The organism is Pseudomonas sp. MDT1-16, assembly GCF_054898115.1.
Window position 1 is genome coordinate 4,412,501 of record NZ_CM142717.1, and the last position, 13,112, is coordinate 4,425,612.

The 13,112-nt window shown below is 57.0% G+C and carries 12 protein-coding genes; 2 read left to right on the plus strand and 10 right to left on the minus strand.

What is annotated here, in order from left to right; genetic code table 11:
- Nucleotides 1-148 precede the first annotated feature (148 nt).
- Together ACYZT3_RS20245 and ACYZT3_RS20250 are read left to right on the plus strand one after the other, a co-directional pair.
- Nucleotides 149-1,873, plus strand: a complete 1,725-nt coding sequence (locus ACYZT3_RS20245; protein WP_462030566.1) for a hypothetical protein — start codon at nt 149-151, stop codon at nt 1,871-1,873.
- A gap of 64 nt (nt 1,874-1,937) precedes the next feature.
- Nucleotides 1,938-2,582: a hypothetical protein gene (locus ACYZT3_RS20250; protein ID WP_462030567.1), complete on the plus strand. Its 645-nt coding sequence runs from the start codon at nt 1,938-1,940 to the stop codon at nt 2,580-2,582.
- A gap of 91 nt (nt 2,583-2,673) precedes the next feature.
- Here the strand turns inward: ACYZT3_RS20250 and ACYZT3_RS20255 are convergent, their stop codons facing one another.
- From ACYZT3_RS20255 to ACYZT3_RS20300, 10 genes are all read right to left on the minus strand, one after another.
- Complete coding sequence (locus tag ACYZT3_RS20255; RefSeq protein WP_462030568.1) at nt 2,674-4,317, minus strand: hypothetical protein; 1,644 nt, start codon at nt 4,315-4,317, stop codon at nt 2,674-2,676.
- A gap of 249 nt (nt 4,318-4,566) precedes the next feature.
- A complete protein-coding gene (locus tag ACYZT3_RS20260; protein ID WP_282377511.1) occupies nt 4,567-4,959 on the minus strand; it encodes a DUF2802 domain-containing protein in 393 nt (130 codons plus the stop codon).
- Entirely contained in the window at nt 4,960-5,445 is a 486-nt protein-coding gene (locus ACYZT3_RS20265; RefSeq protein ID WP_131061597.1) for a chemotaxis protein CheW, read from the minus strand.
- A 72-nt stretch (nt 5,446-5,517) separates the two neighbouring features.
- Entirely contained in the window at nt 5,518-6,396 is an 879-nt protein-coding gene (locus tag ACYZT3_RS20270; protein WP_282377510.1) for a CheW domain-containing protein, read from the minus strand.
- A 1-nt stretch (nt 6,397) separates the two neighbouring features.
- Nucleotides 6,398-7,186 (minus strand): ParA family protein, encoded by a 789-nt coding sequence (locus ACYZT3_RS20275; RefSeq protein ID WP_282377508.1) that lies wholly within the window; start codon nt 7,184-7,186, stop codon nt 6,398-6,400.
- A gap of 43 nt (nt 7,187-7,229) precedes the next feature.
- Nucleotides 7,230-8,120, minus strand: coding sequence for a flagellar motor protein MotD (motD, locus tag ACYZT3_RS20280; RefSeq protein ID WP_282377507.1), 891 nt, complete (start codon nt 8,118-8,120; stop codon nt 7,230-7,232).
- Between the two features lie 15 nt (nt 8,121-8,135).
- Nucleotides 8,136-8,876: a flagellar motor protein gene (locus tag ACYZT3_RS20285; protein WP_282377506.1), complete on the minus strand. Its 741-nt coding sequence runs from the start codon at nt 8,874-8,876 to the stop codon at nt 8,136-8,138.
- Entirely contained in the window at nt 8,876-10,006 is a 1,131-nt protein-coding gene (locus tag ACYZT3_RS20290) for a protein-glutamate methylesterase/protein-glutamine glutaminase (protein ID WP_462030569.1), read from the minus strand. The genes ACYZT3_RS20285 and ACYZT3_RS20290 overlap by 1 nt, the downstream gene beginning before the upstream one ends.
- A 49-nt stretch (nt 10,007-10,055) precedes the next feature.
- Nucleotides 10,056-12,299, minus strand: coding sequence for a chemotaxis protein CheA (locus ACYZT3_RS20295; protein WP_462030570.1), 2,244 nt, complete (start codon nt 12,297-12,299; stop codon nt 10,056-10,058).
- Between the two features lie 14 nt (nt 12,300-12,313).
- Complete coding sequence (locus tag ACYZT3_RS20300) at nt 12,314-13,102, minus strand: protein phosphatase CheZ (protein ID WP_282377503.1); 789 nt, start codon at nt 13,100-13,102, stop codon at nt 12,314-12,316.
- Nucleotides 13,103-13,112 lie beyond the last annotated feature (10 nt).

Genomic DNA, 13,112 nt, shown 5'->3' on the forward strand with positions numbered 1-13,112 from the left:
CGCCCGACCCAAAGCTACTGGTGGCTTTTTACCATTCGTCGCTACTGTCAGATCTGACAGTAGCTAGCATCCTTGCGTTCGTTGCCAGATAGACAAGCAGCGTTGACCCACCCTTTCCAGGCGCTGCCCTTATCACAGGAGCGCTCTGATGACTTTGCCCACGCCCCCCGGTGCCACCTTTGAGGACAGCAGTTTGCTGGCCCTTTGGGCGCCCAATATTCCCGCATTGATCACGCCACTGGATGGCGACGAAGGCTACGATGGCAGCATTGGCGCCGATGCCTTGGAAACGGATCTGCTTGTCATCGTTGATCCCTGGTTTGACATGGCAATAGGTGACCGATGCCTTCTCTTCTGGGATGACGCCGTGAACCCCATGAGCACAGAGATCATTGACACAGAGGAAAAGCTCGACAAACCATGCCGATTCTATGTGCCAAAAGGCCAGATTCTAGATGGCAGCGCTTTCCCGGTTTTTTACCGTTTAATACGCGCCAGCCATAACGAAATCGATTCAATCAAGCTCAATGTATTGATCAAACGCACCCTGCCGGGAGGTGTTCTCGACAAACCCGAGCCACTGGGTCACCCCGGACTGCGTTACTCCTTCAATCCGGATATCAGCACCGGGGTCGATGGGGATATGGCAAAAAACGGCATTGCCATGCATATCGAACCTTATCAGAACATCACTGTGTACGATTCTATCGTCGCGCGCTGGGGTAACAACGAAGAGGCGGATCATTATTCCGTCACCCCTGATCAGATCAAGGACCCGCTAAATCATCCGATCTTGATCTCGTTCGATGAGCAGTTGATCAAGCGCGCAGGTGACGGTAGGCATTTAGTTACCTACCAAGTGATAGACCGCTGCGGCAACCGTCCGCATGTTAATGCGCCATGGGCAATACCCACTAAAGTAACTGTCAATCTGCTCCGTATCCCGGCTCCGACGCTAACAGGTGAACAAGGCGGCGTACTGGATACTGCATACGTGACGAAAATCGAAGCAGTTGCTTCGGGAGAGGGGCTGATCGCGGGTGACAGCGTCTGGATCAACTGGCTGGGCCGCGTCGAAAGAGAGACAACCGCAAAGCCGTACCCGGGAAGCGGGACGCTGCAATTTCCGATTCCGCTCAACTGGGCCAACGAAAGCAACGAGAGTTCCGTGACCATCACGCTCCGGGTGGAGCGTGCAGGGCAAAAGCTCACCTCCGAGCCCCTCGCCCTGAAAATCAAAACCACAATTGAACTAAAACCTCCCCAGGTTCTGGAAGCCTACGGCCCTCAGGGCGATCGTTTGAAAATGGCCGATATCTATGAGGCCAGTCATGTAACGATTCAGGTTCAGAAGTACCTTGGGATGGCTATCGGACAAACTATCCGGGCACGTTGGGCTTCCAGTCGGCATGTCTACGACAGTGCGATCACAACCGTTTCAACGGTTGGCCCGATGACTTTCAATGTTCCTCGACTGGAAGTTGTGGACGCTATCGGCAGTACCGTTCCGGTCAGTTTCACGGTACGCACCTATCCCAACGGCCCCTTGCACCGCTCCGACGCCCTGAAGCTGGTCGTGGATGCTCAAAAATTTGTTTTGACACCTCCAAGGCTTACTCCGGATCGAACCACGGTCACCGTCCGTTATCCGGGAATGGTCACCGGCTACCACGCTTGCGTACGCCTCACTGGCGTCGTTACTCGGGAAACTGACTGGCAAGACTTACAAACCGATGTCACGGAAGAGTTCAGTATTCCGGCAAATTGGATAGAGGAAAACAAGGGGAAAACTGTGTTGATCAACTACAGTGTCAATCGACCGGGCATCGACGAACAAAGCATGTTTTCTCAAGTATTAAGAGTAGACCTTTAACACCACCAATAAGACCGATTGCCTAGGTGAACTCATTCGCCTTTACGAAGGGAGCACAGGAAACATGGACACCGAACTGAATGCACTGAATCTTATCGCACCGAAGGTACTTGAAGCCTACGGCTCTGACGGAGATCGACTTAACTTCAATGATGTATACAACAACCCACACGTCAATATTGAAGTAAACTTCGAAGGCATGCTGAGAGGACATCAAATACAAGTTCGCTGGGCAACAGGCCAGTATGTGTACGAGACTGAAACTTTGACCGTTGGCACCCCGGCGCCGATGCCCTTCAAGATTCCACGCCTCGAAGTTATCGACTCCATTGCCAGCAGCGTAGCAGTCAATTACAGCGTTCGCCCCACACCAGGTGCGTCGTTGATCATTTCCAAATCGCTGACGTTAAAAGTTGACCCACAATCGTTTGATCTCAGTGAACCCAGGCTTTCTGCTGACAGGAAAAAAGTGACCGTCAAGTTTCTTAACATGACGACCGGTTATACGGTTAGAGTCAGGTGGCACGGAGTGGTTGTGAGGGATACCGAAACCCAGCCAATTCAGAACAGCTCATCAATGGCATTCAATATTCCGACTAGCTGGGTATCAGAGAATACTAACAAAACTGTGCTAATCAACTATAGCGTCCACCATTCCGGTTCAAATGACAACTTGATGTTTTCTCGCTTGCTGCGCATCTCTTTTTGAACAATCAAAGCCAACAGTGGAAGAAGGCGCGGGATGCAGTTTTATCGCACCCCACGCCTTTACTATTGAAAGATAAAATCTGCGTTTATGATCAGCGGCCAAATAGCGCAACGACCTGATCATTCTCGTGATAACTGAATACCTCAGGCGCTCCGGGAGCCAGATCCACTCTAATCACAGGAAGCAAATCACCTGTGATGTTGAAATAGTCTTGTTGCATATACTTCGCTCCGCCCACTCCCGCGCCACCGCCTTGATTCTGCAGATAAAAAAATGCATACAGCGGTAATTGTGTTGGAATACTCTGCGGCCAAAGAGAAAGAATCACTTCATTATGATGCAATCGGGCGCCTGGAATCTCAAAGCTACCTCGCGCTTGCAGACTTAAAGCAAATTGTTCGACGCTGGAAGTAAAGCCACACTGGTGCGCATTCCTCGCCGAATAATAGCTGGATCCGGGTACTGCTCGGTAATGCGTCGTCCATGTCGCAATAGAAACTACTCCTTCTTCCGCACATGAGCGACTGTTATTTGGATAAGTTTTATGTGGCCCGCACCCACCTATACCTACCCGCTGCCAACTCGCAGCATCCGAGGGAAAGGAACACAGCAGGTTTATGGCGTAAGTTTCCAACCGCTCAGCCGTAGCAAAGTCCTTGAAGATGAAACCATGGAGGTCCCCCCAAGCAAGAATGGTAATTCCAAGATCTTTACGAAGGTAGGAAAAAGGAACGCCTTGCTTGGTAATTGCCGTCGGGCTAGGATCCCAAGCGTGATAGGACGGCTTGGCGCCTGTGGTGCGCACAAGTACACCACTGCAATAATAAGCAGGCTTCCCGCTACAATTGTTTGAGACGTTGTTATAGCGCCCATTCAGGCGCTCGGCCACCAGTTGTCCAAACCTCTGATCTTTGGCGTCAAAACTGAAAATATTGTGGTTTGCAGCAGTCATATTCATTTTGACGATGGGCACATAAAGCGACGTTTCCAGATAATAATCTTTCTGGAACTTCTGTGCGTCTGCCAACTTGGCCGGAGCCGATGCCTCATAGAACACTGCCTCAATTGGCAGCTTCTCGGGTTTGCTCTCATCCCATGTTTGAATCAGCACCTCAGTGGGTTTGGCGGTCCAAGCGGCACCAACAAGTTTGTGCGCTTCAAGGCTGGCCTTGAACTGTGTAGCCACCACCGTGCTAAGCGAGCATTGATTTTTGGGTAACGACTGGTGCTCCTGAAAGTTTTTCAGCCAGGCTGCTGCTGTTGTCGCCGGAACCGCCAACTTTGCACAATTGGCAAGATCCACGCTCAGTTGTTCCGCCTTGGGTGCGAACCCGCACCCATGATCTGCGCGAACATCGAGTGATTCGGTTGGAAAAGGAAAGATACAACGCAGGTTTAGTGCTTTTCCTGCGGCCAGCGCCGACGTTTGATCTTTAAGGATGAAACCGCTTTTCCTGTTGCCATTTAACGCAGTACTGCCAACATCAGAACGAATGTAAGTGAACGCGACGGAGCCCAGTATTGTCGATTTTGAACCATAATCCCAAAACTTGAAAAACGTACTGTAGTCCACTGCCCGTAATAGAACGCCGGAGCAATAGTAGGCTGGCGTACCGTTCGAACACTGCGCAACGTTACTCGTGTACTTGGCATTCAGATCGGTGACCAGGGCTTGCCCGGACATGGCATGAACTTGTGTAACAAAACACAACATCAAAACAACTAGAGCCCTCATGGACCTTTACCCTCTTGAAATATAAATTAGCTTCAAGTCTGGCCCGTACAGAAAGAATAACTCCACTGTCAAAAATACCAGTTCAGACGAACGGCACATGGATTATCGAAAGGGTGATCCGTTATATATTTCGCGAAGGGGAGCCGCATCTAACGGTGTCTAAACGCAAAAAAATCGCAGCGTTCGGCAAGCTCCTATGGATTTGTGAACACCCGTAGAGCTGCCGAAGACAGCGATCTTTTGATCTTCTTAGCTTTTGTGCAACTTACTCATCAACTCCGCCTCAGCCTGGGTCAAGCCACACGACTGAGTCAGTTCATCAACACTCGCGCCCATCCCGACCAGTCGCGCCGCTTGGGCAAACGACAGGCTCGACGGATCGCGCTGTTCCAGCTGAGCCAGCTTGTCCGGCAACGGGCCGACGACCGCGCGCAGTTCGTGCAGGTCTTCACCCATGCGCACGCTGCCGCTCTGGTAGTCCTCGACACGCCGGGTCAGGTCCTTGATGCGCTGATCACGCAGCGCATCGCCCTGGGCCTGCTGCGCAGCGATCAGTCGTTGGCCTCGTATGTACGCCAAAAACATCGCCAGCGTGCCTGCCCAGAAGAGGAACAGGACAATGACCGCCACCTCAAGAATCAATCAGATGTTCTCCAGGTCCGACCACTCTTCTTCGCTCATCATCTTGTCCAGCTCGACCAGAATCAGCAGTTCGTTGTTCTTGTTGCACACGCCTTGAATGAACTTGGCGGATTCTTCGTTACCGACGTTCGGCGCGGTTTCGATTTCCGACTGACGCAGGTAAACCACTTCGGCCACGCTATCGACCATGATCCCGACCACTTGCTTGTCGGCTTCGATGATGACGATACGGGTGTTGTCGCTGATCTCGGCGTTCATCAGGCCGAAGCGCTGGCGGGTGTCGATCACAGTGACCACGTTACCGCGCAGGTTGATGATGCCCAGCACGTAGCTCGGGGCACCCGGGACCGGGGCGATTTCGGTGTAACGCAGGACTTCCTGAACGCGCATCACGTTGATGCCGTAGGTTTCGTTGTCCAGTTTGAAGGTTACCCATTGCAGGATCGGATCTTCGGAACCCTTTGCAGACGACGCCTTATCATTCATACCCTGACCCCTCGAAAAACCGCCCTAGCGGTGTATGTTCTGTGCGACGGCAGTCACTGCCGTCACGTGATTTTATGTTGGTTTGTGCGCTGGTTTAACGCTGCTCATGTGCTTTGCCCCGCCGCTGGCGATCAACTCGGCCAGTGCGGAAACATCGAGCAACGCACACATGTGTTCAATCACGGTGCCCGCCAGCCATGGCCGTTGACCACGGTGGCTGCGCCATTTGATTTCGTCCGGGTCCAGGCGCAACGAGCGGCTGACCTGATGCACCGCCAGCCCCCACTCGTAGCCCTGAACCGAAATAACGTACTGCAGGCCCTGACGGAAATCGTCGCGGTAGCGGTCAGGCATGACCCACCGCGCGGTGTCCAACACTTTCAGGTTGCCGGCCTGGCTCGGCAGAATCCCGAGGAACCATTCCGGCTGACCAAACAGCGGCGTCAGCTCGTGGCCGGCCAGGGAGTAAATCGAGCCCAGACACACCAGCGGTACCGCCAGGGTCAACCCGGCGACATCGAACAACAGGCATTCGAATGGCTCGGCGGCCCATGACGGACGACCATCGGTTTCCACCGGTGGCGGCGTGTTGCTCGGCGGCAGATGGACGTCAACCACTGGCGGCACCAGGGCTTGCAGCAGCGGTGCGATAGTCGATACAGGCGCCAGAACCGGTGCCGGTGCTTCTTCGATCACAACAGGTGCTTTCACCACGGGGGCTACCACTGGCGCTACCTTCAGCGCGGCGACCACGGCGAGTTTCTGCGCATCACGAGCCTGTTCTTCAAGCACCGCCGCCTGGAATTCGTCCAGAGCTGCTTCAACCTCCACAACCTCGGGTAGCGCCTCGATTTCCGGCGGCAACTCTTCGGTCGCCTCCATCAGCAAGCTGTCCAGATAAGACTGGAGCGCGAGTTGCGGGCGCGAGGTGATTTTTACCGGGCGGTTCATCTCACGCCACCTGCGGGACAAGTTGTGCTGCCAGCAAATGCTTGAGCAGTGCGCGGTAGGCAAGAACACCACGGCTCTTGCCGTCAAATTGCGAAGGCGTCACCCCGGCCCGGCTGGCGTCACGCAAGCGGGTGTCGACTGGAATGTAGCCCTGCCAGATTTCTTCCGGGTACTTGTCGCGCAACACCCGCAGAGTGCCAAGGGAAGCCTGCGTGCGGCGGTCGAACAGGGTCGGCACGATGCTGAAGGGCAGCGCCTGTTTGCGTGAACGGTTGATCATCGCCAGGGTGTTGACCATGCGCTCCAGGCCTTTGACCGCCAAGTGCTCGGTCTGCACCGGAATTACCAATTGCTGGCTCGCCGCCAAGGCATTGACCATCAGCAAACCGAGCAACGGCGGGCTGTCGATCACGGCGTAGTCGAAGTCTTGCCACAGTTGCGCCAGGCTCTTGGCAATCACCAGGCCCAAGCCACTCTGACCCGGCGACTGGCGCTCGAGAGTCGCGAGTGCGGTGCTCGATGGCAACAGGGAAATACGCTCGTGGCTGGTGGGCAACAACAACTGACCAGGCAAGCCTTGCGGCACACTGCCCTTGTGCAGGAACAGGTCATAGCTGCTGTGTTCCAGACTGTCGGGGTCATAGCCGAAATAGCTGGTCATGGAGCCGTGGGGGTCGAGATCGACCACGACCACGCGCTTGCCCGCCTCGGCCAGTAAACCGGCTAAAGCGATAGAGGAAGTGGTTTTACCGACACCACCCTTTTGATTGGCGACTGCCCAGACTCTCATTCGGATTGTTCCTCCCGGTCGAAATGGTCGACCGAGAATTAGCTCAACGTATTAATGCGGGTGACGGAGAATTGACGGCGCTCTCTCGTACCGGCGACTTGACCGGGGTCGGTGCAGTTTGTGTGCCAGCACGCTTCAACGCGGCATCCGGATGCGCATTGGCCGTTCCGGTACCGGTGAGACTGCGGCGTACATCAAGATTTCGTGACACCACCAGCACAACCCGACGGTTACGCGCCCGCCCCTCGGCAGTCGCGTTGTTGGCCACTGGCTGGAACTCGCCGTAACCTACCGACGCCAGACGGCCAGGGTTCACACCCTGCATCGCCAGCATGCGCACGATGCTCGCCGAACGGGCCGAGGACAGCTCCCAGTTGGTCGGGTATTGCGCGGTGCGGATCGGTTGATCGTCAGTGAAGCCTTCAACGTGAATCGGGTTGTCGAACGGCTTCAGAATCGCGGCGACCTTGTCGATGATGTTGAACGCGATGTCACTGGGCATGGCGTCGCCACTGCCGAACAACAGGCTGGAATTGAGTTCGATCTCGACCCACAGCTCATTGCCGCGAATGGTCATCTGATTGGAGCTGATCAAGTCGCCGAACGCGGCGCTGATGTCGTCGGCGATGCTTTTGAGCGGATCGCTGGCACCCGCGATACCGGCGTCGACCTGCTCGGCGTCTTTAACCAGCGGCTTGGCCGGGGTCACGGTCTTCGGTCGCTCGTCGCCAATCGGGATCGGCTTGAGCGCACGATCCGAATCAGAGAACACGCCGATCAATGCTTCCGAAATGACTTTGTACTTGCCTTCGTTGATCGAAGAGATCGAGTACATCACCACGAAGAAAGCGAACAGCAACGTAATGAAGTCGGCGTACGAAACCAGCCAACGCTCATGGTTTACATGTTCTTCAGGTTGGCGACGACGTGCCATGGTCCATGTCTCCCATCAATCCATGAAGCCCTGAAGCTTCAACTCAATAGAGCGAGGGTTTTCACCTTCGGCGATCGACAGAATGCCTTCCAACAACATTTCGCGATAACGCGACTGTCGCAAAGCGACGGACTTGAGTTTGGCGGCAATCGGCAGCAGCACCAGGTTGGCACTGGCCACGCCGTAGATGGTCGCGACGAAAGCCACGGCAATGCCGCTCCCCAGTTGCGATGGATCGGCCAGGTTGCCCATCACGTGGATCAGGCCCATCACCGCACCAATGATGCCGATGGTCGGCGCGTAGCCGCCCATACTTTCGAAGACTTTGGCGGCTTCGATGTCGCGGCTCTCCTGGGTGAAGAAATCGACTTCCAGGATGCTGCGAATCGCTTCCGGCTCCGCGCCGTCCACCAGCAGTTGCAGGCCTTTGCGCGAGTAGTTGTCAGATTCGGCGTCGGCCACCCCTTCCAGCCCGAGCAGGCCTTCCTTGCGCGCGGTCAGGCTCCAGTTGACGACGCGATCGATTCCGCCGGCCAGGTCCACGCGAGGTGGAAACAGGATCCAGGCCAGAATCTGCATAGCGCGCTTGAAGGCGCTCATCGGCGCCTGCAGCAGCGCCGCACCGAGGGTCCCACCGAGTACGATCAACGCCGCCGGGCCGTTGGCCAGCGCGCCGAGGTGACCGCCTTCAAGGTAGTTGCCGCCAATGATGGCGACAAACGCCATGATGATCCCGATGAGGCTTAACACATCCATCAGATACAAGCCTCGACCAGATGCTTGCCAATATCATCCAGGCCGTACACCGCGTCGGCGAGTTCGGCTTTGACGATGGCCATCGGCATGCCGTAGATCACGCAGCTGGCTTCATCCTGGGCCCAAATCGAGCTGCCGCCCTGTTTGAGCAGACGCGCGCCTTCGCGACCATCGGCACCCATGCCGGTCAACACGACCGCCAGAACTTTGTCGCCGTAGGTCTTGGCCGCCGAACCGAAGGTGATGTCCACACACGGCTTGTAATTCAATCGCTCGTCACCCGGGAGAATTTTCACCGCGCCACGGCCGTCGATCATCATTTGCTTGCCACCCGGCGCCAGCAGCGCCAGGCCCGGACGCAGGATGTCACCATCCTCGGCTTCCTTGACGCTGATGCGGCAGAGCTTGTCCAGACGTTCGGCGAAGGCCTTGGTGAAGGCGGCCGGCATGTGCTGGATCAACACAATCGGTGCCGGGAAGTTGGCCGGCAATTGGGTCAGAACCCGCTGCAGGGCAACCGGGCCGCCAGTGGACGTACCGATGGCGACCAATCTGTAGGCTTTGCGTTTCGGCGCTGGCGACGACGAGGCGGGGGCGTGCGTACGCGCCGGAATCGACGCCGGTGACGGACGCGCAGGCACGCTGCTGCCGTAACTGCTGACGCTCGCAGGCGCAGGCGTCGGGGCTGGCGCGGCGACGGGTGCCGGAGCACTGTAGGTGCTGGCACGACGGTTACTGCGCGAGATGCTGAGAATCTTCTCGCACAGCAGTTGCTTGACCTTCTCCGGGTTGCGGGAGATGTCTTCGAAATTCTTCGGCAGGAAATCCACCGCGCCGGCGTCCAGCGCATCGAGAGTGACCCGAGCGCCTTCATGTGTCAGCGAGGAAAACATCAACACCGGGGTCGGGCAGCGCTGCATGATGTGCCGCACTGCCGTGATGCCATCCATCATCGGCATCTCGTAGTCCATGGTGATCACGTCTGGCTTGAGGGCCAGCGCCTGATCAATCGCCTCTTTTCCGTTGGTCGCCGTGCCGACGACCTGGATATTCGGATCCGCTGAAAGAATTTCCGAGACGCGGCGGCGGAAAAACCCCGAATCGTCCACCACCAGGACTTTAACTGCCATAAACACTCCGTTAGACGGAGCGAGGCTCAGTCGCCCCGCTCCACCAGAATCAAATACGCCGTGCGGCGTAACGCTTGAGCATGCTCGGAACATCGAGAATCAGCGCAATGCGGCCGTCACCGGTGATGGTGGCGCCGGACATGCCCGGGGTTCCCTGGAGCATTTTGCCCAATGGCTTGATGACCACTTCTTCCTGGCCCACCAGTTGATCGACGACGAAGCCGATCCGCTGAGTGCCCACCGAAAGGATCACCACATGGCCCTCGCGCTGCTCTTCGTGAGCGGCGGAGGCGACCAGCCAGCGTTTGAGGTAGAACAATGGCAGTGCCTTGTCCCGCACGATCACCACTTCCTGGCCGTCCACCACGTTGGTGCGCGACAGGTCGAGGTGGAAGATCTCGTTGACGTTCACCAGCGGGAACGCAAACGCCTGGTTGCCGAGCATGACCATCAGCGTCGGCATGATCGCCAGGGTCAACGGGACCTTGATGACGATCTTTGAGCCCTTGCCCTTGGTCGAATATATATTGATGGTGCCGTTGAGCTGGGCGATTTTGGTTTTCACCACGTCCATGCCCACGCCGCGTCCGGAGACATCGGAAATTTCGGTCTTGGTCGAGAAACCCGGCGCGAAGATCAGGTTGAAGCAATCAGACTCGCTGAGGCGATCTGCCGCATCCTTGTCCATCAAGCCTTTCTTCACGGCAATGCCGCGCAGAACATCGGCGTCCATGCCCTTGCCGTCATCAGAAATCGACAGCAGGATGTGGTCGCCTTCCTGTTCAGCGGACAGGATCACCTTGCCGCTGCGAGGCTTGCCCATCGCTTCGCGCTCGGCCGGCTCTTCGATACCGTGGTCAACCGAGTTGCGCACCAAGTGGACCAGCGGGTCGGCCAGGGCCTCGACGAGGTTCTTGTCGAGGTCGGTTTCTTCGCCGACCAGTTCCAGGTTGATCTCTTTCTTGAGCTGGCGAGCCAGGTCGCGAACCAGACGCGGGAAACGCCCGAAGACCTTCTTGATCGGTTGCATCCGGGTCTTCATGACCGCGGTTTGCAGGTCGGCCGTGACCACATCGAGGTTCGACACGGCCTTGGACATGGCTTCGTCGCCGCTGTTGAGGCCCAGACGGACCAAACGGTTACGCACCAGTACCAACTCGCCGACCATGTTCATGATTTCGTCGAGACGCGCGGTATCGACCCGCACGGTGGTCTCGGCTTCGCTGGCCGGTTTTTCCGCCGGTGGCGCGGCCGGCGCACGAGCCGGAGCCGGTGCAGCAGCAACAGGCTTCGGCGCTTCGGCTTTAGGCTCGGGCGCTTTGGCAACGGGTTTCGCTGCTACAGCCTTGGCAATTGGCGCCGCAACCGAAGCGCTGGCGCCCGACGCGGTACCGACTTCAGTGAACTTGCCTTTGCCGTGCAACTCGTCGAGCAGTGATTCGAACTCGTGATCGGAGATCAGATCGCCGCCAGCCGCTTTAGCGGTTGGCGCAGCCGGGGCCGGGACCGCAGCAATGGCCGATTCCAGCGCATCAACGGCAAAGTTGCCCTTGCCGTGCAGCTGATCGAGCAGTGCTTCGAACTCGTCGTCGGTGATATCGGAGCTGTCGCCTGCCGCTTTCGGGGCAGCCGGTGCGGCTGGCGCCGGGGCCACCGCATCGACGGCGAACTGGCCTTTACCGTGCAGTTGATCGAGCAACGACTCGAACTCGGCATCGGTGATTTCGTCGCTGCCCGCCGCATTGCTGCTCGGCGCTGGCACAGCTGCCGGGGCTTCTGCCTGAGCCTTGACGGCGTTCAGCGAGTCCAGCAGTTGTTCGAATTCGTTATCGGTGATGTCGCCCGACTCGCTGTCGGCAGCCGGTATTTCGACCACGTCGGCAACCGGTGCGGCTTCTTCAATTTTCGGCTCGGCCAGATGGGCCAGAGCTGCCAACAATTCTGGCGTGGCAGCCGTGATCGGGCTGCGCTCGCGGACTTCGGTAAACATGCCGTTCACCGCATCCAGCGCTTCGAGAACCACGTCCATCAGTTCCGAGTCGACGCGACGTTCACCCTTGCGCAGGATGTCGAACACGTTCTCGGCGATGTGACAGCACTCCACCAGCTCGTTGAGCTGGAGGAAGCCGGCGCCTCCTTTTACAGTGTGAAAACCGCGAAAAATTGCATTGAGCAAGTCCGCATCATCGGGTCGGCTTTCAAGCTCGACCAGCTGTTCGGACAGTTGCTCTAGAATCTCGCCGGCCTCAACCAGGAAATCCTGAAGGATCTCTTCATCGGCGCCGAAGCTCATGTGTAGGGGTGCTCCTAGAATCCAAGGCTGGAAAGCAAATCGTCTACATCGTCCTGACCGGACACAACGTCTTCTCTTTTATCGGCATGAATCTGCGGACCTTCACCCTGAGAGAGATGTTTTTGCGGATCTTTTTCAGCCAGCATCGCTTCACGGTCATGTTCGATGCCCGCAAAGCGGTCCACCTGACTGGCCATAAGTACGAGCTTGAGCAGGTTGCTTTCAACTTCGGTGACCAATTGGGTCACACGCTTGATCACCTGACCGGTGAGGTCCTGGTAATCCTGAGCGAGCAGAATGTCGTTGAGGTTGCTCGACACCACGCGATTGTCTTCGCTGCTGCGGGTCAGGAAACCGTCGACTCGCCGGGCCAGTTCGCGGAACTCTTCAGCCCCGACTTCCCGACGCATGAACCGTCCCCAGTCGGTGCTCAAGGCCTGGGCTTCATCGCTCAGGCCGTTGACCAGCGGCGTGGCGTTCTCCACCAGGTCCATGGTGCGGTTGGCCGCGGCCTCGGTCAGCTTGACCACATAGCCCAGACGCTCGGTGGCGTCCGTGATCTGCGACACTTCCTCGGCTTGCGGCATGTTCGGGTCAATCTGGAAATTGACGATCGCGCTATGCAGCTCGCGAGTGAGCTTGCCCACTTCCTGGTACAGGCCGCGGTCACGGGTCTGGTTGAGCTCATGGATCAGTTGCACGGCGTCGCCGAACCTGCCTTTTTCAAGGCTTTCGACCAGTTCGACAGCGTGTTTTTTCAGGGTCGACTCGAAATCGCCCTGTGAAGATTCGTTATGCTCCATAGCTCCCCCG